14 protein-coding genes and 1 rRNA gene are annotated in these 19,968 nt (G+C 49.5%); 9 read left to right on the forward strand and 6 right to left on the reverse strand.

All coding sequences use genetic code 11. The features are described 5' to 3' along the window. Positions 1-90 precede the first annotated feature (90 nt). Positions 91-206, forward strand: a 5S ribosomal RNA gene (rrf, locus tag EQP46_RS20495). 423 nt (positions 207-629) lie between these two features. After that, on the forward strand, positions 630-992 hold the full coding sequence (locus EQP46_RS20500) for a DUF2799 domain-containing protein (protein WP_129495404.1): 363 nt from the start codon (positions 630-632) through the stop codon (positions 990-992). Between the two features lie 73 nt (positions 993-1,065). Here EQP46_RS20500 and dapD read toward each other — a convergent pair whose 3' ends face one another. Together dapD and EQP46_RS20510 are read right to left on the reverse strand one after the other, a co-directional pair. Further along, positions 1,066-2,097: a 2,3,4,5-tetrahydropyridine-2,6-dicarboxylate N-succinyltransferase gene (gene dapD, locus EQP46_RS20505; RefSeq protein ID WP_129495405.1), complete on the reverse strand. Its 1,032-nt coding sequence runs from the start codon at positions 2,095-2,097 to the stop codon at positions 1,066-1,068. A gap of 223 nt (positions 2,098-2,320) precedes the next feature. Continuing rightward, a complete protein-coding gene (locus EQP46_RS20510) occupies positions 2,321-2,614 on the reverse strand; it encodes a YebG family protein (protein ID WP_129495406.1) in 294 nt (97 codons plus the stop codon). A gap of 82 nt (positions 2,615-2,696) precedes the next feature. Here EQP46_RS20510 and EQP46_RS20515 point away from each other — a divergent pair, with 82 nt between their 5' ends. Then, positions 2,697-3,383 carry a DNA-3-methyladenine glycosylase I gene (locus tag EQP46_RS20515; protein ID WP_129495473.1) on the forward strand — a complete coding sequence of 229 codons (687 nt, stop codon included), beginning with the start codon at positions 2,697-2,699 and terminating at the stop codon, positions 3,381-3,383. 2 nt (positions 3,384-3,385) lie between these two features. On the opposite strand, the gene EQP46_RS20520 is transcribed toward EQP46_RS20515, so the two are convergent. Continuing rightward, a complete protein-coding gene (locus EQP46_RS20520) occupies positions 3,386-4,294 on the reverse strand; it encodes a LysR substrate-binding domain-containing protein (protein WP_129495407.1) in 909 nt (302 codons plus the stop codon). A 105-nt stretch (positions 4,295-4,399) separates the two neighbouring features. Between EQP46_RS20520 and EQP46_RS20525 the strand changes: the two genes are divergently transcribed. Further along, positions 4,400-5,359: a TDT family transporter gene (locus EQP46_RS20525; RefSeq protein ID WP_476729643.1), complete on the forward strand. Its 960-nt coding sequence runs from the start codon at positions 4,400-4,402 to the stop codon at positions 5,357-5,359. 158 nt (positions 5,360-5,517) lie between these two features. Further along, positions 5,518-8,934 carry an exodeoxyribonuclease V subunit gamma gene (recC, locus tag EQP46_RS20530; RefSeq protein ID WP_129495408.1) on the forward strand — a complete coding sequence of 1,139 codons (3,417 nt, stop codon included), beginning with the start codon at positions 5,518-5,520 and terminating at the stop codon, positions 8,932-8,934. A gap of 95 nt (positions 8,935-9,029) precedes the next feature. Here recC and EQP46_RS20535 read toward each other — a convergent pair whose 3' ends face one another. Then, positions 9,030-10,637: a methyl-accepting chemotaxis protein gene (locus EQP46_RS20535; protein ID WP_129495409.1), complete on the reverse strand. Its 1,608-nt coding sequence runs from the start codon at positions 10,635-10,637 to the stop codon at positions 9,030-9,032. 268 nt (positions 10,638-10,905) lie between these two features. On the opposite strand from EQP46_RS20535, the gene recB reads away from it, so the two are divergent. Together recB and recD are read left to right on the forward strand one after the other, a co-directional pair. Next, on the forward strand, positions 10,906-14,460 hold the full coding sequence (gene recB, locus EQP46_RS20540; protein WP_192545535.1) for an exodeoxyribonuclease V subunit beta: 3,555 nt from the start codon (positions 10,906-10,908) through the stop codon (positions 14,458-14,460). Continuing rightward, complete coding sequence (gene recD / locus EQP46_RS20545; protein ID WP_129495411.1) at positions 14,447-16,462, forward strand: exodeoxyribonuclease V subunit alpha; 2,016 nt, start codon at positions 14,447-14,449, stop codon at positions 16,460-16,462. Before recB ends, recD begins: the two co-directional genes overlap by 14 nt. Here recD and argA read toward each other — a convergent pair. After that, positions 16,428-17,783 (reverse strand): amino-acid N-acetyltransferase, encoded by a 1,356-nt coding sequence (argA, locus tag EQP46_RS20550; protein WP_194956886.1) that lies wholly within the window; start codon positions 17,781-17,783, stop codon positions 16,428-16,430. The genes recD and argA overlap by 35 nt on opposite strands. A 172-nt stretch (positions 17,784-17,955) precedes the next feature. Here argA and EQP46_RS20555 point away from each other — a divergent pair, with 172 nt between their 5' ends. Continuing rightward, on the forward strand, positions 17,956-18,303 hold the full coding sequence (locus EQP46_RS20555; protein ID WP_129495413.1) for a DUF2850 domain-containing protein: 348 nt from the start codon (positions 17,956-17,958) through the stop codon (positions 18,301-18,303). A 14-nt stretch (positions 18,304-18,317) separates the two neighbouring features. Here EQP46_RS20555 and EQP46_RS20560 read toward each other — a convergent pair whose 3' ends face one another. After that, positions 18,318-18,539: a hypothetical protein gene (locus EQP46_RS20560; protein ID WP_129495414.1), complete on the reverse strand. Its 222-nt coding sequence runs from the start codon at positions 18,537-18,539 to the stop codon at positions 18,318-18,320. Positions 18,540-18,779: 240 nt separating this feature from the next. Here EQP46_RS20560 and mltA point away from each other — a divergent pair, with 240 nt between their 5' ends. Continuing rightward, positions 18,780-19,880, forward strand: a complete 1,101-nt coding sequence (mltA, locus tag EQP46_RS20565; RefSeq protein WP_129495415.1) for a murein transglycosylase A — start codon at positions 18,780-18,782, stop codon at positions 19,878-19,880. Positions 19,881-19,968: the final 88 nt, after the last annotated feature.

A 19,968-nucleotide genomic window follows, 5' to 3' on the forward strand; every position in this document is an offset into this window, starting at 1 on the left:
CCCAAGGGGTTTTAGCGGACTCAAGAAGAACATTGAATGTGTGTTGAGACACAAAGCTAGTCAGAATTTTCCCAGATTTTAACAAATTTGCTTGGCGACCATAGCGTTATGGACCCACCTGACTCCATGCCGAACTCAGTAGTGAAACGTAACAGCGCCGATGGTAGTGTGGGGTTTCCCCATGTGAGAGTAGGACATCGCCAGGCTTGAATTTAAGAAAGCCCTGACCTTATGGTCAGGGCTTTTTTGCGTCTGCGGGAAAAGCAGAAACGAGACTTGAGAAGGCGAGGGACGAGAAAGAGCAGGAAGAGCAGAAAGAGCAGAAAGAGCAGAAAGAGCAGAAAGAGCAGAAAGAGCAGAAAGAGCAGAAGGAGCAGAAGGAGCGGGTCCTGTAACCTGGGAAAAGCGAAGAAAAACGTGCACATATATCTTGATCTGAATGCGCCCAAAGACACACTGGATCGCACTCTCGCACTCTCGCACTCTCGCACTCTCGCACTCTCGCACTCTCGCACTCTCGCACTCTCGCACTCTCGCACTCTCGCACTCATTTTATGAAAGATGAAATTGTACGGCGTTTGTTCAGGTTTACTCTATATACTGCATATTAGAAGAAGTAGGAGATCGATATGAGATATCTATTGGTAAGTCTATTGCTAATCATAGGGTTAACCGGGTGTGCGAGTCACCGTATCGCAGAATTATCAGCTGCTCAGGATTGGACTGGGCTAGCGAATTACGATGTGGAAGCGGGAATAAAAGCGCGCTCAGAGCAAGATTTAATGTCGTTAGGTGCTTCAGAAAAAGCGCAGCTAAGTGAATACCAGTCAGCATATGATGCACATGTGAAAGAGTACTGTAAGCCAGACAATGGTTATCATGCTGGCATCTCTGGTAAGCCGAGAAACAGCGTTTGTATCGATGACACACCAAAAGGTTGGCTGTACGAAGATAACTGGGAAACAGGTTTAGAAGCGGGAAAGATTTTCTAGTTGTTGTTAAAAATACATAAAAAAAGACCAGCTTAGGCTGGTCTTTCTCTTATCACTATTAGTTCACGAAAACTTAGTTGTTTGCGTGAAGCTCTGCGTTTAGTTCAACGGCAGATTTGTTCGTCAGACACTCGATCTTGCCGGTCACTGAATTGCGACGGAACAGTAGGTCTGGTTTACCAGCCAGATCACGCGCTTTAACGGTTTCTACTTCAGCGCCGCTTGAATCCAGCATCGTTACTTTGGTGCCCGCTGTAACGTATAGGCCTGACTCGATGGTGCAGCGATCACCCAGAGGGAAACCAAGGCCTGCGTTTGCGCCCAATAAGCTGTTCTCACCAATAGAGATAACAAGCTGACCACCGCCGCTAAGTGTACCCATGATAGACGCACCGCCACCAATGTCGCTGCCATTACCGACCATGACACCTGCAGAAATGCGGCCTTCAACCATGCTAACGCCTTCAGTGCCTGCGTTGAAGTTAATGAAACCTTCGTGCATAACCGTAGTGCCTTCGCCTACATGTGCACCCAAACGAACACGTGATGTATCGGCGATGCGGACACCTGCAGGCACTACGTAATCAACCATTTTAGGGAACTTGTCGACACAATCTACCGTCAGTGTTTCGCCAGCCAAACGCGCTTCGATTTGACGATCAGCAAGCTCAGGAAGATCGATTGGGCCTTTGTTGGTCCATGCGATGTTGTGCAGCAGACCAAAAATGCCATCAAGTACAATGCTGTGCGGCTTAGCAAGACGCTGAGAAATCAGCTGAAGCTTCAAGAAGCCTTCTGATACGCTGCTTGGTTTCTGGTCTGATGCCAAAATCACGAGTACTAAAGGTTGGCTTGAAGACGCAGCTTTTGCTGCGAAAGCGGCAGCAGCTTGTTCGTCAGCGGATGCGAATGCAGAAGCAATGGCTTCGCATTGATTAGCTTGAACGTCGAAAGCGCCATTGCCTTCTTGGTAAGAAACGATATCAGCCAGCGCGGCAACTAAAGATTCTGATGGATTTAGTACTGGAGTCGGAAAGAATGCTTCGATGATTTTTCCGTCTTTGTTCTTAGTGGCGGTGCCAAACGCTAGTGCAAAACTGGCCATGATGAGGAGGTCTCCTTGTCTCTTTTCCGTGTCTACTGGTCGTAGATGTTGGCGTATAAAATGATTGCTTACGGGTATCTTAAAGTGAAGGGCGACAAGATTGAAGTGCGAAGGAAGAGAATCGCTCAGATAAGCGGTGGAAAGATTGAATTAGGAAACTTTATTCGACGAGATGTCATTGCGTGGTAGAAAAAACGCCCCGAACTTGGGGCGTTTTAACATCTTATGCAGCTTCAGCGTCGTCTTGACTCGCTTCAGCCTTTTTCTTGGCTGGCTTTGGTGCTGGCTTGCGTTTAGCACCCAGTGCACAAAGTACATCTTCACGGTTTTGCGCTAAGAACATGGAAAGCTCTTCGCGTTGTGCTTCATCAGCAACAACGTCGCTTTTACCCAGTAGTTCAAACAGTTCATCTGCCATGTCGAGCATTTTGTCGTAGGCATCAGCTTCCGCTTTAGAGGTAAAAGTCATTTTCTCTTCTCCGTTGCGCTCCACCACATATTTGACGATAACGGCCATGGTTAGTCTCTCTTTAATTTGTTCACTGTCTGTTTATACAGTAGAGTGTTAATTAGTGTCTAGTTTAACCTCGATTAGTGTGATGGCATTAGAAAAGTTCTCAGATATCTATTACAGAGCAGCAAACCGTAAAGGGTCGAACAGCGATCTTGAGCAATTGTTGGCTCACCCTCTCTCTTCGCAAGATCTGCAAGCGATCCCTGATGATCGCTGGTTAGCCATGTTTACGATGAAGATCTTTCAATCTGGCATGAACTGGCAAGTCGTCAGAAACAAGTGGCCGGGCTTTGAGGAGGTGTTCTGGGAGTTTGATATTGAGAAGATGTGTTTAACGCCGCCAGAAATGTGGGAAAAGAAAGCCACAAACCCCGCGATTATTCGCCACCTCGGCAAGGTCATGACCATCCCAGCAAATGCACAAATGATTCAGCGCGCCGCGCGAGAACATGGCAGTTTTTCTAATTTCGTGGCTCAGTGGCCAGCAGACGACATTACGGGTCTTTGGGCGTACTTAAAGAAGCATGGAGCACGACTCGGTGGCAATACGGGCGCTTATACGTTGCGTTTAATGGGGAAAGACACCTTTATCCTTTCAGGTGATGTAGAAGGTTACCTACGTGCACAAAAAGTCATTGAAGGTGGTCGTGATACACGAAAATCGTTCAATGCTACGCAAGCGGCGTTTAATCAATGGCAGCAAGAAAGTGGAAGACCGCTTTGCCAGATTAGCCAGATCATTGCCTTTAGCGTTGGAGATAACCGCATCTAGGTTTAGTCGGATACTTGCCAGCGCTGACTAAAAGAGACGAAGCGCGTCAGCAGTGGCGAGAAGTGTTTGTCTTTGTGGTGAACGAGCCAGTATTGTCTGCGCAAATCCAGTGGTAATTCCAATAAACTGAGTCGGTTGTCAGCAACGGCGTGTCGTGCTGCGTGCCTTGATAGGTACGCGAGCCCTAACCCGGCAGATGCACAGTTAATGATGGCTTCTGTGTTTCGCAGTTCAAACGCCATTGTCCATTCTTCAAGCCGAGGGGCAATCCTAGAAAGAAAATGCTCCCTCGTTCCTGAACCTGGTTCGCGCAGCACCCATGTGTGATTTTCTAACGCAAACAGCGTCAGTTGTTCGTGCTTAGTGAGCGGATCATCGACCGCACAGGCAATGCACATTTCATCTGATAGCCAAGGTGTCATGACCAAATCGGTTTTATTGAGCAGGTGCTTGCTTTCACCTTGTCCCTCAATCAATCCTACATCGAGCTCAAACGCTGCCAATTGGTCGATGATAGCTTGGCTGTTCGAAATCACTAATTCCTGATCGGTGTGATGTGTTTCCGCTCTGAAATCTCGCAACAAAAAAGGCACCATTTGATTGCCTATGGTGTCACTCGCCCCAATGCGTAAGTGCCCCGTCAACGTGTCATCGTGATCAAGAACCGTTGAAATCTCATGGCTACGCGTCAGTAACTCATCCGCCAAAGGCAGCAAGCGGCGGCCATGTTCATTGATAATTAATCGATTGTTCACTCGTTCAAAAAGCTTGTGACCTAAGTGTTTCTCGAGCTCCGTCAGCGCCATGCTCACGGCTGGCTTTGAAAGGTACAAAAGCGCAGACGCCGCCGTGATGGTTTTTTCTTGGGCAACGGTAACAAATACGTGTAGCTGGCGGAGTGATACAGACATGCGTTAAGTCAAACTTAAAGTGGGTTTAAAAAGATTCAGATATCCTAAATTATAGTGTCGGCCTATCATATTTATGTGTACCACTTCTCAATACGTGAAAATACGATGCGTAGACGACTGACTCTTCTTCCAACCCCAATGGCAGGTTTAGCACTTGCCATCGCAAGCCTTGGCTGGTGCTGGGAAAATGCTGCGAATTTTAATGGCTCTGCTCAAGCGGCAGGTGCTCTTATTGGTGGTGTTATGCTGCTATTGATTGCGGCTAAATTTACCTTATCGCCTAAAGGCCTTTGGCAAGACCTTCAACACCCTGTCGTGGGCAGTGTGGTGCCAACCTTTGCAATGGGCTTGATGATCGTATCAAACTCATTGGGCGATTTTTCTTCTGTGATGGGGGATGCGTTGTGGCTTGCTGCAGTGGCTGCACATGTTCTGTTCCTTGTGTCTTTCGTCTTTCATCGGGCAAAGTCATTTTCTCTAGATCACATGGTGCCGAGTTGGTTTGTGCCACCTGTTGGCCTCGTGGTGGCAGACGTCGCTTTTTCGGGCAACCCTGCACTTCGCCCGATTGCTGATGCGATTTTGTTTTTTGGCTTGATTGCCTATGCCGTGTTACTTCCCTTGATGGTTTATCGCCTCATTTTTTGTGGTGAAGTGCCCGACGGTGCGAAACCGACCATTGCGATCATGGCTGCGCCTGCGAGCCTCTCGCTGGCGGGTTACCTCACGGTGAGCCAGTCACCATCCCCGCTCATCGTTTCAGTATTGCTAGGCATTGCATTGTTGATGACCGCGGTGATTTACGTGTCTTTCCTACGCTTAATGCGTCTGCCTTTTTCACCAGGCTATGCTGCCTTTACTTTCCCAATGGTTATCGGTGCGACCGCGCTATATAAAACAGCGGCGTGGATGCAATCCATTGGTGTGGCGGCTGAATACGTCAATCAAGTCTCTGTTTTGGCATTCATTGAGTTGATCGTGGCGACAGTGGTGGTGGGCTATGTGGCGATGCACTATCGCCGTTTTATTTCTCTTCAATGGAAAGCGCCATTGCCGAACGCTTAATCGATTGTTTAACGACCACTGTTTCGGGAAAAGGCCTGCATCACGCAGGCTTTTTTGTTTCTGTTATCACGGCAATGACACTTGCTTGAACGCATCAAATTGCACTCTTAAGACCATTCCGCCACAATCTCATCATTATCGCCTTTGAGAGTTTCCCTGTGTTTACTGTTTATCACTCAAATCAGTTGGATCTGCTGAAAAGCCTGTTGGTTGCTTTAGTGCAGCAAAAGCCCCTAGAGAATCCATTACAGAAAGAACTGATCTTGGTTCAAAGCCCTGGTATGGCGCAGTGGCTAAAGCTTGAGATGGCGAAGGAGCAAGGCATTGTTGCGAATGTTGAATTCCCACTTCCCGCTACCTTTATTTGGCAGATGTTTACGCAAGTATTGGCGGATGTACCACAACGAAGCTTCTTCAACAAAGAAGCCATGACGTGGAAATTGATGAAGGTGTTGCCTGAGCAGCTGAATGATCCTGATTTTGCTGAATTGAAACGCTACCTTGAAGGTGATGACGACAAACAAAAGAGCTATCAGCTTGCAGGGAAAATCGCGGATATCTATGACCAATACTTGGTGTATCGCCCTGAGTGGATCAAAGCGTGGGAAAACGAACAAGCGGTACCTGAGCTTGAGGAAGAAAAGCGCTGGCAACCGAAATTGTGGCGCGCACTTTATGACTACACCTTGGAACAGGGACAATCGCCTTTTCACCGCGCCAATCTGTATGAAGAATTTATTGATGCATTGACCGCTCAAGCGAGCAAACCTGAAGGGTTCTCCGGGGTCGAGCGAGTGTTTGTGTTTGGCATTTCAGCCTTGCCGCCGCGCTATCTTGATGCGTTGAAAGCCATTGGTGAGCATGTCGATGTTCATTACATGTTCACCAACCCATGCCGTTATTATTGGGGCGATATTCGCGATAAGCGCTATTTGGCAAGGCGCGCAGCAATGCTGGAAAACCGCATCAGTCGAGCAACCAATGACGACGCTGAGCCGGCGCAGTTTGCATTACCGCTTGCAGGGGAAGATGACAGTGCTGAGGTTGGCAACAGCTTACTGGCGTCAATGGGCAAGCTTGGGCGTGACAACTTGCTGCTGATTTCAGAGCTTCAATGTCAGGAAGTGGATCAGGGCTTTGTGGATGTTGCTCGTGATTCGCTGCTTCATCACATCCAAGCGGATATTCTCGATCTGCTGGAGCCGGGCAACATACTAGAAACGGCGACCAGTGAGAGTAAACGCGAGATCTCTCCAGAAGACAGTTCCCTCATGATTGAGGTTTGCCATAGCCCGATGCGTGAAGTGGAAGTGCTGCATGATCGACTGCTCGAAATGTTGGAGAGCAATCCATCACTGACGCCACGAGATATCATTGTCATGGTGGCAGACATCAATGCATACAGTCCTGCGATTCAAGCTGTTTTCGGTAATGCACCTGGCGAGCGTTATATTCCCTTTTCGATTTCGGACAGAACGGCGGATCAAGAAAGCCCAATCCTGACGACCTTCTTGCGTCTCTTAAGCTTACCTGACAGCCGATGCAGTGCAGCAGAGCTCTTAGAGTTGCTCGAAGTGCCCGCCGTATTGCGTCGATTTGGTTTCGATAATCGTCAATTTGAAAAAGTGAAATTCTGGGTTGAAGAAGCGGGGATTCGATGGGGGTTGGATGACACCACCGCGGCGCAGTTCTCCCTGCCTGATCAGCACCAAAACACCTGGTTGTTTGGCTTGAATCGCATGCTTCTCGGCTATGCAATGCCAAGCCAAAGTGGTTTGTTCAATGACGTTTTGGCCTACGATGAGGTTCAAGGTCTTGAAGCGGATGTCGCCGGTAAGCTGGGCGAGTTTTTCCAAATGCTGCTCAATGCCCAAGCACTCTTGACCAAAGACAAAACCGGGGACGAGTGGGTCAGTGCGCTAACCGCGTTGTTTGACGATATTTTCGCCCTTGATGTCGACGAAGAGCTTGCAGGGAAACTCATTCGAGACCAGCTCGATAGCTGGCTGACTCAACTAACAGATGCAGGTTTTACTGACACGCTTTCTCTCGCCATTGTTCGTGATTACTTGAAAGAAAAGTTGGGTGGTGAGCGCATCAGTCAGCGCTTCCTTGCTGGGCAAGTTAACTTTTGTACCTTGATGCCAATGCGTTCCATTCCTTTTGGCGTGGTGTGTTTACTCGGCATGAACGACGGCGATTACCCAAGAACAATTGCCCCCGTCGGATTTGATCTGATGGCGGGGCGTGCTCGCGCGGGCGACCGCTCACGACGCGATGACGACCGCTACCTGTTCCTAGAAGCACTTCAGTCAGCGCAGCAGCAACTCTATATCAGCTATGTTGGCCGCTCCGTGCAAGACAATTCTCTCAAAGTGCCTTCTGTGTTAGTTACGGAACTGCTTGATTATTGCCGACAAGGGTATTGTGTTGAAGGCGATCAGGGTTTGCCTGAAGTCTCGTCTGGCGAGCAATTGTTGGCGCACCTGATTCATCACAATCCTTTGGTGCCATTCAGTAAAGGCTCATTCCATTCTTCGCGAGCGAGTTATGCGAGTGAATGGTTGCCTGCAGCAAAGGGAGATGGCGAGCAAGCCTCTCCATTCTTTGACGCCCAAACCGCAGTGGATGGCCTGCAAGAGAGGGAAGGGGAGCTGAATACGTCCGTGATTGAATTGGCAGAACTGCAGCGCTTTTGGCGTTTGCCGATACAGTATTTCTTTAATCGTCGATTGAAAGTGTTCTTTGAAGCGCCAGAAGGGGCGATGGAAGATGTCGAGCCTTTCGCGCTTGATAACCTGAACCGTTACCAACTTCGTGATGCCTTGCTCTCACATGTGATTGAGCACGGGCGGGATGAAGACGCATTAGCGCGCTTTTATCAATACCAAAAAGCATCAGGCACCTTGCCACTGAGTCACTTTGGCGAACTCGCGTTAGAAAGCGAACAAGCGGCAACATTGGCGCAATTCGATACATTGAAACCTTTCCTTGCTGATCGCCGACAAGCCCTTGAGGTGAATGTCAGTATTCCTACCTCGCGGGGTACCGTTCAGCTTCAAGGTTGGCTGGATGAGCGATATCGTGCAGGGCGTATTTTGTACCGAAGTGGCAAAGTCAGAGCGACGGACCGATTAGCCACGTGGATTGATCACTTGTGCCAATGTGCCTCGGGTGAGCAAGTCGATACGCGCTTTTTCGGTGTTGATGACGAAGTTGTCTTTGCGCCCATGTCAGCGGATGAGGCGATCAATCACTTGACGTTTTACGTCGAACGTTACTTTGAAGGTGCAGATAGGCCTTACCCGTACTTACCGAAAACTGCGATGGCCGGTTTGCAGGCATGCATCGATAAGAAGGGACAATGGGTAGATGACGAGGCGGCTCGCGAAAAAGCAACGCAGAAAATGCGCAATGCTTTTCAAAGTGGGTATCTGACCATTGGAGAAGGGGAAAATACCTACATCGCCCGAGTATGGCCTGAAGCCTCTGATGCATTGCTAGATGATGTCTTTGCGCTGGGAATGCAGGTTTTGTTGCCGGTGTTAATGGCTGAGAAAAAAGACGAAGAATAATTCGCAAGAACGGCCTTCGTTGAATGGAACAGGGGCGCTTTGCACCCCTGTTTTTCGGTTCAAATACGGGTTAAAAGAACATTATAGGCCAAATGCTAAATACTGAACTTAGCCAGTTGATGCCTTCCTGTATCACTCAGCGTTTTCACTTTGTCGCTCAAGTTCAATGTATCCTCACTGGCATCACGGTTGTGGTGAGAAATGTCACTGACGTTGACCACACTGCGCGCAACCTCTTGCGACGCAGAAGCTTGCTGCGATGTAGATGCTGCGACTGCCGTGTTCATTTGCTCGAGTTCTGTAATCAAGGCAGACAGCGCAACCAATTGAGTTTGCGTCTGTTTGGCTTGATCGAGGCTTTCTGCGGTTTTATCCGTGCCTCTGCTCATGATTCTTGCCGCGACTTGAGCGCGTTCTTGCAGGGTTTCGATAATCGCGTTGATTTGCGTCGTGGACTCTTTTGTCGAATGCGCAAGCTTGCGCACTTCATCGGCAACAACTGCAAACCCCCGACCCGCACTGCCTGCACGCGCCGCTTCGATGGCAGCGTTCAACGCAAGCAAGTTAGTTTGCTCGGAAATGTCATTAATCACGGTCACAACATCGCTGATTTGATCGCTAGACGCCGCAAGCTCCCGAATGTTTTTCTCCGCATCAATCACATCAAGGTTCACTTGCTCAAACTTGTTCAGCGAGGCCGATAAGGCAACTTCCGCCTCTCTTACCAAGCCCTTTGAATGGCGTGTGCCATCTTGCGCTTGTAGCGTGCTGGCTTCTACGTCCTTGATCGCTGAAGACATCTCTTCCATGGCACTGGCGACGGAATCGAGTTCTTGGCTTTGGTTGCGAATACCATCGGTTGAACGGTTGGCAAGATCGGCCATGGTACGACTATCAGCATCAAGCTGGTGGAGTGTCTGATCCACGTTCGTCAGCAGTGATTGAAGTTGGGAACAGGCTTCGTTGAGGTGCTGTGCCATTTGACCCAATTCATCGTTGCTGTTTACGTTAGCGCGCGCCGTCAACTTACCCTGTGCAACATCATTGAGTGCACTCTGAATATCTTTGACGGATTTTACCAACATACGAGACAGCAACGTTGATACCAGAATCAGCAATGCTGTGATGCACAGGGCAAGCAGGGCTGACTTGCTGGCTTCTTGCCAAACCAGAGCTTCCAAGTCGTCAATGTATATCCCTGTGCCGATTAAAAGTTGCCAAGGTGCATGCCGTTTAACCGCACTGACTTTTTCGAGCGCTTCTTTACCGCCGGGTTTTGCAAACCAATAGCTGCTGAAACCACCATTCATTGAGGTGGCAGCGTTGCGCATATCATTCAACACCGCGGAGCCGTGGCTATCACGAAACGTCGAGAAATCTCGGCCAATCCAGCTCTTCGCGCCCGCAAGCATCGTGCCGCTGTCATCGACGACAAAGAAATAGCCATCTTTGCCAAACACCAAGGGTTGTATGGCTGCCATTGCCTTTTTTCGGCCTGTATCAGAGGCATCAGATTGATAGTGCGTGTCGATGACTTTCCACGCAATATCGACGGTTTGTTTGAGGTTGGCTTTTCTTTCTTGGAGTAAGTCTTTGTGAAGACTAGAAATTTGAAAGGCGGTTAACCCAACGATGCTAATCACCGAGACTGCTGCAATGAGCAGTAATTTATATCGAACCGAGAGATCTGCAATAAATTTCATTCTGTGTATTCGCTATCTGGCCGTGGGAAGTAAAAAACGTGACATGCCAGTTTGCGGTTTTTGTGTGTTCTATCAATATAGGAACTGTAGGGGTATAGCTGTTTTTGAGTGATATGAATCGCAGTGCTTTTTGACAGTGTCCATATCGCCAATCACGCGCCTAGGTTTCATAACGTGCGCTGTAGAACTTTTCAGTCTGCCGATTTTCATTACAAACCGTCGCAGCATTGATAAAATAATGCTTATCAACTCTAAAGAGCTCGCGTGCATGCCAACTCAAACTCTTCACCCCATGTCTTTTCCTCTTCACGGACAGCGCTTAATCGAAGCGTCTGCGGGTACAGGGAAAACCTTTACCATTGCTGGCCTCTATTTGCGGTTATTGCTCGGACATGGGTCGAATGAGACCGCGCATCAGACGCCACTCAGCGTCGAAAAAATACTGGTCGTTACTTTTACCGAGGCCGCAACGCAGGAATTGCGAGACCGTATTCGCGCGCGAATTCATGATGCGCGTTTAGCATTTAGTCGCGGCACGAGTGATGCTCCTGTGATCGCCCCTTTGCTTGAAGAAGTGTCAGATCATCACTATGCCGAGCGGGTATTGTTACAGGCTGAGCGACAAATGGATGAAGCCGCCATTTATACCATTCATGGTTTTTGCCAGCGTATGTTGACGCAAAATGCGTTTGAATCGGGCAGCTTGTTTACCAATGAATTCATCACGGATGAAACGGCATTGCGAGAGCGCGCTGTGGCGGACTTCTGGCGTCGTCAGTTTTATCCGCTCGCGAAGTCTTTGGCGGGTGTGGTGAAAAGCTATTGGGCCGCACCTGCTGTGCTTCTCAAAGACATCGGCACGTACCTCTCAGGGCCTTTGGTCAACATTATGGCGCCGCCGATGCCTCAAGATTTGGCAGATTTACATAACGAAAATATCCAACGCATAGATGAGGTCAAAGCGTGTTGGCGTGAGGCTGCGCCGGATTTAGAAGCGCTAATCTCAGGTTCTGGCGTTGATAAGCGCAGCTACAGCAAACGTTCGTTGCCGAATTGGTTAGCGGAAGTGGGGGAGTGGGCAGCTCAGACCACGTCGAATTACGATTTACCGACGAACCTAGAGCGATTTTCCGCAAACACACTGGCAGAGAAAACCAAGAAAGGCGAGGTGCCACAACACGCCGTTTTTGATCATATTGATCGTTTAATCGCTTCCCCGCCAACATTGAAAGATGCACTCACGGCGCATGCTATTCGTGAAGTGAGATTACTGCTGGCGCAAGAAAAGCGTCGATTTGGCTGGTTATCGTTTGATGATTTGCTATCACAACTCGCAGAAGCGTTACGCCAAGACAGCGACGGCATACTCGCCGCGCGGATCCGCAGTTTGTACCCCGTTGCGATGATTGATGAGTTTCAAGATACCGACCCGCAGCAATACCAAATCTTTAACGATATTTATGATGCATCGCCGGATTGCGGCCTGTTTATGATCGGGGATCCGAAGCAGGCAATTTATGCGTTTCGTGGTGCCGATATTTTTACCTACATTCATGCTCGCCGTCAGGTGTCGGAACATTACAACCTTTCCACTAACTGGCGTTCAACGGCGGACATGGTGGCAGCGGTCAACCGGGTCTTTGAGCATGCCAATGCCCCGTTTATTTATGAGAACGACATTCCCTTCCTTGAAGTCAGCCATGCACCAAAGGCAGATACCAAACAATGGGTAATGAATGGCGACAAACAAGCGGCGATGACGTTTTGGTTAGGCGAAGAGACTGAGCTTCAAACTAAAAGTGATTATGAAGCGTCAATGGCGCAAGCGACTGCGGTGAGTATTCACGCCGTTCTTCATGCCGCCATGGACGACCGCGCGCACTTCCAACGTGGTGAGCACAAAACGCCGATTCAAGCCGGTGACATTGCTGTGCTTGTGAGAACAGGAACAGAGGCCGCAAGAGTCAAGCATGCGCTGGCAAGGTTAGGCATCGCATCCGTTTATCTTTCTAATCGCGACAGCGTATTCGTGAGCCCGTTAGCGACAGACTTACAACGACTTCTTGCTGCCGTGCTGACGCCGGACAATGAACGTGCGCTGCGCGCTGCGCTGGCCAGTGGGCTATTTGCCTTAACGGCGACAGACATTGATGCGCTCAATCACGATGAAAAGGCATGGGAACGTGCCGTGATTGAATTCTCGACGTACCAAGATGTTTGGTTCAGTCGCGGTGTGTTGCCTATGCTGCGTCAGGTAATGCAACGCCGTGGGATTGCTGAACGTCTTTTAAAAGAAGATGGCGGTGAGCGATTACTTACCGACTTGTTGCACCTTGGCGAATTGCTGCAGCAAGCGAGCCAAACGTTAGACAGTCACCATGCGTTGCTTCGTTGGTTGGCTGATCATATTGATAACCCCAATGGCAATGCTGAAACACAGCAGGTGCGCTTGGAGTCAGAGCGCGATTTGGTGCAGATAGTCACGATCCACAAATCGAAAGGTTTGGAATATGATCTGGTTTATCTGCCGTTTGCCTGCAACTTCCGTCCGTCTGATCGTCCTTTCTTTCATGGTGATGACCATGAACCTGTGTTAGCACTTACTAACCCCGAACCCGCCATTGAATTGTCAGATAAAGAGCGTCTCGCGGAAGACTTACGACTGATTTACGTGGCGCTGACCCGCGCGGTATACGGGTGTTTTATCGGTCTTTCTCCGCTGAAAGATGGCCGTAAATCGACAGGTGACACCGGATTACACAAATCGGCCTTGGGCTATTTATTACAACGCGGTGAGCCTACAGATATTGATGGGTTGCACGCATCGGTGGATGCACTCATTAAGAATCAGCCATTCATGGACGTGGTGTTACCGCCGAGTGAAGACGTTGAGAAGCTGGTCTTTGACGATGGAGATACGCAGGCGCTAGCCGCCCGCACCTTCACTGGCAATATTCGTCGAAACTGGCGACTCACTAGTTACTCGGGATTGGTAAAACAAGGACACACCTCTTCATTGCCAGAACTACCCGCTTTCGACCTTGATGCCGTGGATGAGAACGTTGAGGATAGCGAAGAGGTGCTCGAATCGTTCGCGTCTATTTTCCAATTTCCGCGAGGCGCGAGACCCGGTACTTTCCTTCATACCTTGTTTGAAAACGTCGAGTTTGGACAAGACATGTATGGCGATGATGTCGCCGGCATGATCCGCCATGCCTTGGCGCTGGAAAACTACGATGAAGCTTGGATCCCAGTGTTGCAAAAACTGCTCACTGATGTGGTGTCACAACCGCTTGATGATGGCTTAACCTTATCTCAAGTGGGCGAGCCTGCAAGGCTGACGGAAATGGAATTTGTGATGCCAGTCGATAGCTTGCAGTGTTACGCGGTGAACCGACATATTCAGCAACATGACCCATTGTCTGCGCGTGCAGGTGAACTGGGTTTCGAGACCGCCAGCGGCATGCTCAAAGGTTTCATCGATTTGGTGTTTTGCTGGAACGGGCGCTATTACGTGCTCGACTGGAAATCGAATTATCTTGGCGATACGCCCGCGGATTACACCGAAGAAGCGCTATCGGAAGCGATGGCGGATCACCGTTATGATTTCCAATATCAAATCTATTCGTTGGCTCTGCACCGTTTCTTGCGTCAGCGGTTGCCTGACTACGATATGGAAAAGCACTTTGGTGGGGTTTACTACTTGTTTGTTCGTGGTATCGAGGCGGGCACGCGGCATGGCATTTTCTATACCCAGCCTTCAAAAGCACTGATTGAAGGGTTGGATGCATTGTTTATGGGAGAAAGCCATGTTGACGAATAATGCGCTGCTTCAATCGCTGTATCAGCGTGGAACACTTCGCGCCATTGATCGCCAGTTCGCGCAGTTTATCGCTCAGCAAATGGGGGATGAAGGTTCTCCCGTGGTCGGTTGGGCGGCTTTGGTGAGCTTCGAGCTTGGAAAGGGTAACGTGTGTGTTGACTTGTCGGCACTTGATCCCAGTAAATTGTTCGATTTACCTGCTGCCGAATCGGCGAAAGCCGCCGCGTTACTGGAACCAGAAAATGCCTTGTCACTGCTTAAAGGCACGCCTGTGGTTGGCGACGGTACGTCACCAACGCCTCTGGTGCTTGAAGGAGCAAGGTTGTATCTACACCGATATTGGCAAGCAGAGCGACGCGTGGCGGATGAGATAAAAAAACGCGCAGTGAGCATCGACTTATCTGGGAACACCAAGGCGTTTCTCGATGAACTCTTCGCACCTGACATGTCAGATTTGACGGCACGGTATGCCGATTGGGTTGGTGCGTCACTCACGCCGGATGTGTTGCAACAAAAGCTCGTGGACACGCTAGATATCGTCTCTCCTGATGCCATTGACTTTGCAGAGCTGCAGCAGCAACTCGCGACAAAAGCAAAAGCCAATACGCTGTTTTCTCTCGTGCCAGAAAGTGCACGATTGAACTGGCAAAAGGTTGCGGCTGCTGCGGCGCTAAGTTATCGCTTCTCGGTGATCTCCGGTGGACCTGGCACGGGGAAAACAACCACGGTTGCCAAACTGCTCGCCGCATTGATTTTTAGCAGCGACAAACCCAATGGCCCTGACATTAAGTTGGTGGCACCCACAGGAAAAGCGGCTAACCGCCTGACGGAATCGATCGGTAAAGCCGTGGCGGCTTTGCCTGTCGACAAATCAGTGCGAGAAAAAATTCCTGTTCAAGCGTCAACGATTCACCGCTTACTCGGGGCGATCCCAAGCCGCGTTGAGTTTCGTCATCATGAAGGAAACCGCCTTCACCTTGATATTTTGGTGGTGGATGAAGCCTCAATGGTGGATTTACCGCTGATGGCGCGTTTGCTATCGGCGCTGCCCGATCATGCGCGTGTGATTTTACTGGGCGATCGCGATCAGCTTTCCTCGGTGGAAGCCGGCGCGGTGCTGGGGGATATCTGCGCGCAAGCAGATAACCATTACAGCAAAGAGCGAGCGGCATTTTTGTCGGCGCTGACGGGGTTTGAGCTATTAACGGCCGATGCCAATCAGTCGGTGGCAGACGGCGTGTGTTTGCTGCGTAAGAGCTACCGTTTTCATGCTAAATCCGGTGTCGGTCAGTTGGCCTTTGCGATTAATGACGGCGATGCAAAGCGACTGCATCACGTGTTGGCGCAAGGCTATGGCGATATTGCACTGCACGATTTGGACGGTGATGTGTATGCCTCGGCCATTCAATTGGCTGTGGATGGCTATCGAGGGTATCTCACGGCATTGTCAGCAGGTGAGTCGCACCTTGCGGTGATCCAACTGTTTACTCAGGTACGTTTGCTGTGTGCGTTGGCGGAAGGGCCTTTTGGTGTAGCGGGGTTGAACCGTGCCATCGAAAAAGCGCTGGTGGCACATCGCTTAATTGCGCCAGGTGAGGAGCTTTTCTATTCGGGAAGACCAATCATGGTAACGCAAAATGATCACGGCTTAGGGCTGTATAACGGTGACATCGGGATTGTGGTTAAACAAGAAGATGGTCTGCGTGTGGTGTTTGAAATGTCAGATGGCAGCTTGAAAGCGTTTTTGCCGAGTCGGCTGCCTGAGCACCAAACCGCGTATGCCATGACAATCCATAAATCCCAAGGATCGGAGTTTTTACATACCATTTTGGTGTTGCCGCCGACACCAACCCCTGTGATGACGCGTGAGCTGGTATACACAGGTGTGACACGAGCGAAAGACAGATTGGACATCTATGCCACCCGCGCCAGTTTGGAGCGGGCGGTAAGACGTAAAACACAACGATTTAGCGGGCTGGCAAACGCGCTGCTTGACCATTAAGGTCGAGTGTCAGCACCTTTGAACGGCGTTGCAGGTTGTAAAGCTGCTGTTTTGCATCCGGCAATGCCGATACATCCGCTTCTTCAAAGCCATGCTCGCGGAACCAGTGAATGCTTCGTGTCGTCAGGACAAAGATGGTTTTTAACCCTCGCTGAGAAGCGCGTTGCTGAATGTGGTGGAGTAAACGTGTACCACGTTCACTGTCACGATATTCAGGGTCGACGGCCACGCAGGCCATTTCTGCACTCAAAGATTCAGGGTAAGGGTAGAGCGCGGCGCACCCAATAATGCGATCGTCCCGTTCGATGACAGTAAACAACGGAATTTCTTGTTCCAACTGTTCCCGAGAACGACGCACTAGGATGCCTTGTTGTTCCAACGGGCGAATTAAATCAAGGATACCGCCAATATCATCAATCGTCGCTTGGCGCACTTTCTCTGCGCTTTCTGTGACGATTTGCGTGCCGATCCCTTCAATTGAGAACAGCTCTTGAATCAAGGAGCCATCAACTTTGTAGCTGAGCAAGTGACTTCGAGTTACGCCTGAACGACATGCAGCCACAGCACCACGCAGAAAACGTACAGTGCCAGAATTAATGTCACCCGCTTGTTCGCGCTGCTGCAAGATAGATTCTGCTTGGTGAGGGAAAAGCTCAGAGATGACATTTCCGTTCGGGCCAATAACCCCTTGCAACGAACAAAAGCCGATCAGCTTGTCGGCTTTTAATCGAATGGCCAGCTGTGTAGCCAGCTCTTCTGACGTTAAATTGAAGCAATCGCCTGTTACTGAACTGGCAACAGGGCCGAGTAACACAATCGCGTGTTGATCTAATTGGCGATGAATACCGTCAATGTCGATACGACGTACTCTTCCACTGTGGCAGTAATCCACACCTTCATCGACGCCAAGGGGCTGCGCAATCACAAAGTTACCGCTTACCACGTTGATTTGCGCACCCGCCATGGGCGTGTTGTTCAAACTCATGGACAGGCGCGCTGTGATATCAAGCTGAAGTTGCCCTGCCGCTTGCTTGACGGCCTCGAGTGCAGCTGAGTCAGTGACACGAATACCGTTGTGGTATGGCGTTTCCATACCCATGCGTTCGAGCTGGTGGCTAATCTGAGGGCGAGCGCCATACACCAGCACCAATCGAATCCCCAAACTATTAAGAAGGGCAATGTCATTGACGATGTTGGCGAAGTTTTCATCCGCGATAGCTTCGCCGCCTAGCATGATCACAATGGTTTTGTTGTGATGCGCATTCACATAAGGGGCTGATTGCCTAAATCCTTTTACAAGTGCTGTACTGCGAAGTTTCAACACCTTACTCCATTTTTATGACTGTTTATGTCCTCATATTGACTAACTATTCCCTGTTTGGCAATAGGCGTGATTCGGGTTCAAACTCTGGATATATGACTTTGAAGGCAATACCAGACTTTTTATAATAGTATTGTTAATAACGCATTTTCTTCTTTTTGAGAGTTGAGCCGTGGGCATCGTTGGACAATCTATCGCGCTATTTGTTGCCCTCGTCGTAAGCGCAATCATTTTTCTTACTTCAAACGGCGTGCATATTTTTACCGAAGTGGACGAATCCGCAATCTATGGAGAGTGGGTGGAACAGGGGGTTGCCCCTTATGCTGCAGATCGTTTCGAAGTGCGAAAAGATGGTATTTATATGAAGGGAGCCCGCACCACGAGTTATTTCGAGTTTACGGGCAGCAAGCTGATTTATACCGTGGGTAACAATACTTACCTTTACACGGTTGAGAACGAAAAAACACTACAAAGAGAAAAGCCATATCATTACAGTACGCCCTTCGAAAAAGTGCGCTGATACTGAAAAAGAGGTTAGTAGTGTGTCGGTAACGAACGGAGAAGCTCAGTCATCGGTGCTATCCCTAGCGCAACACGTCTAATTTTATCTGCAGTGTCTTCATTTCCCCCTAAGCAACGACGAATGCTGTGGTTGATCATTTCATCGGTACTGCCATCGCTGGCCAGTGTTCGTATCCATTGGTATTCAACAGCATCTGGGTCTAATAAGGTTTTCCTACCCACTTTCAAATCCATTTGAAACTCCCTTCTTGTTTTACTTTTGTTTAGTTTTTAAGACATTTTTATGTCGCTCATTTAAACGGAAGAAGGTTACGTTTTTGTGACAACTTGTTTCAGTGCTGAGTCATTCAGCTTTATGGTCGTGTTTGATCGCATTTTTTATCCTCGATATAAGAGGGTGAAACTCGGTTTCCATTGCAGAAGACTCGGGCATCTGTCACCCTTTTATTTCAGTTTTTACGATCAGGATTTAACGTGAATCGCACTCTTTGTGTTGTCGGCTTTTCTCTACTTCTCGCCGCTTGTGCTCGCCCAACAGACCGTGGGCAACAGTATATCGATGGTAATTTTGACGATGTGCTTAACCCTGTTGCTTCGGTAGCCTCAGATAAACCCAAGGATTATTCGCTTTTCCCCGCGCAGTTGGAAAAAGTAGAAACTTTGTCGCCTTCTTTGTCTAAACCGAATCAGCCTCTTTACGAGAGTGTTAAGGCGTGGCTGGCGGAGAGCGGTGAGCCGACGGCATTGACCGATTACGGCATTCAACTGGAGCAAATGGGTGGCGGTGATGGGAATGGCAATGTGTTGTTCACAGGCTACTTCTCTCCTGTGATTGAAATGCGCCATCAACCCGATGCGCTGTTTCGTTATCCGGTATATGGCAAGCCAACGTGCGGCGAGCGATGTCCGACACGCGAAGAAATCTACAACGGTGCGTTGGATAGTTTAGGGCTCGAGTTGGGTTACAGCGCTTCTTTGATTGATAACTTCATCATGGAAGTGCAAGGCAGCGGCTTCATCCATTTTGGTGACGATGACCAACTTGAGTATTTCGCCTACGGTGGGAAAAATGGCCACCCTTATGTCAGTATTGGCAAAGTACTGATTGAGCGTGACGAAGTGCCTCGCGCGAAGATGTCGTTAAAAGCCATCAAAGATTGGGTTGCGGCGCAACAAGACGAAGCCACCGTGGTTGAACTGCTAAACCAAAACCCGTCTTATGTATTCTTCGCGCCGAGAGCTGCTGCACCAGTGACGGGAACAGCCGGCATACCGCTGCTGTCAGGTGCATCTGTGGCAGCAGATCGTGCTTACTTACCCATGGGTACTGTTTTGCTGGCAGAGATTCCCCAGCTTGATGAACAAGGTAACTGGAATGGGCAGCATATCCTCAAGTTGCTGATGGCATTAGACACGGGTGGGGCTGTGAAGAAGAACCATCTCGATTTGTACCATGGCATGGGCGAAAAGGCTGGGATCAAGGCGGGTCATCACAAACACTTTGGTCGTGTGTGGAAGCTAACGAAGCCTGCTGAAGTTGCAGAACCTGAAACGTCAGGCGTAGTGACCAAATAGGCACGGCTGTAAACCAAACAGCGACGCCGCCGTGAGCGATGTTTCAATAGACAAGAAAAAGGCGGGGTTTCGACCCCGCCTTTTTGCG

Source organism: Enterovibrio baiacu, assembly GCF_004120195.1.
In the GTDB taxonomy this organism is placed as follows: domain Bacteria; phylum Pseudomonadota; class Gammaproteobacteria; order Enterobacterales; family Vibrionaceae; genus Enterovibrio; species Enterovibrio baiacui.

Bases quoted from the DNA above. Each gene is read 5' to 3' on its own strand.
- EQP46_RS20515 (WP_129495473.1), top strand. From the start codon at position 2,697: ATGGCATTAGAAAAGTTCTCAGATATCTATTACAGAGCAGCAAACCGT.
- EQP46_RS20560 (WP_129495414.1), bottom strand. From the start codon at position 18,539: ATGGATTTGAAAGTGGGTAGGAAAACCTTATTAGACCCAGATGCTGTT.
- recD (WP_129495411.1), top strand. From the start codon at position 14,447: ATGTTGACGAATAATGCGCTGCTTCAATCGCTGTATCAGCGTGGAACA.
- dapD (WP_129495405.1), bottom strand. From the start codon at position 2,097: ATGGCCAGTTTTGCACTAGCGTTTGGCACCGCCACTAAGAACAAAGAC.
- EQP46_RS20525 (WP_476729643.1), top strand. From the start codon at position 4,400: ATGCGTAGACGACTGACTCTTCTTCCAACCCCAATGGCAGGTTTAGCA.
- EQP46_RS20535 (WP_129495409.1), bottom strand. From the start codon at position 10,637: ATGAAATTTATTGCAGATCTCTCGGTTCGATATAAATTACTGCTCATT.
- EQP46_RS20520 (WP_129495407.1), bottom strand. From the start codon at position 4,294: ATGTCTGTATCACTCCGCCAGCTACACGTATTTGTTACCGTTGCCCAA.
- recB (WP_192545535.1), top strand. From the start codon at position 10,906: ATGCCAACTCAAACTCTTCACCCCATGTCTTTTCCTCTTCACGGACAG.
- EQP46_RS20500 (WP_129495404.1), top strand. From the start codon at position 630: ATGAGATATCTATTGGTAAGTCTATTGCTAATCATAGGGTTAACCGGG.
- EQP46_RS20510 (WP_129495406.1), bottom strand. From the start codon at position 2,614: ATGGCCGTTATCGTCAAATATGTGGTGGAGCGCAACGGAGAAGAGAAA.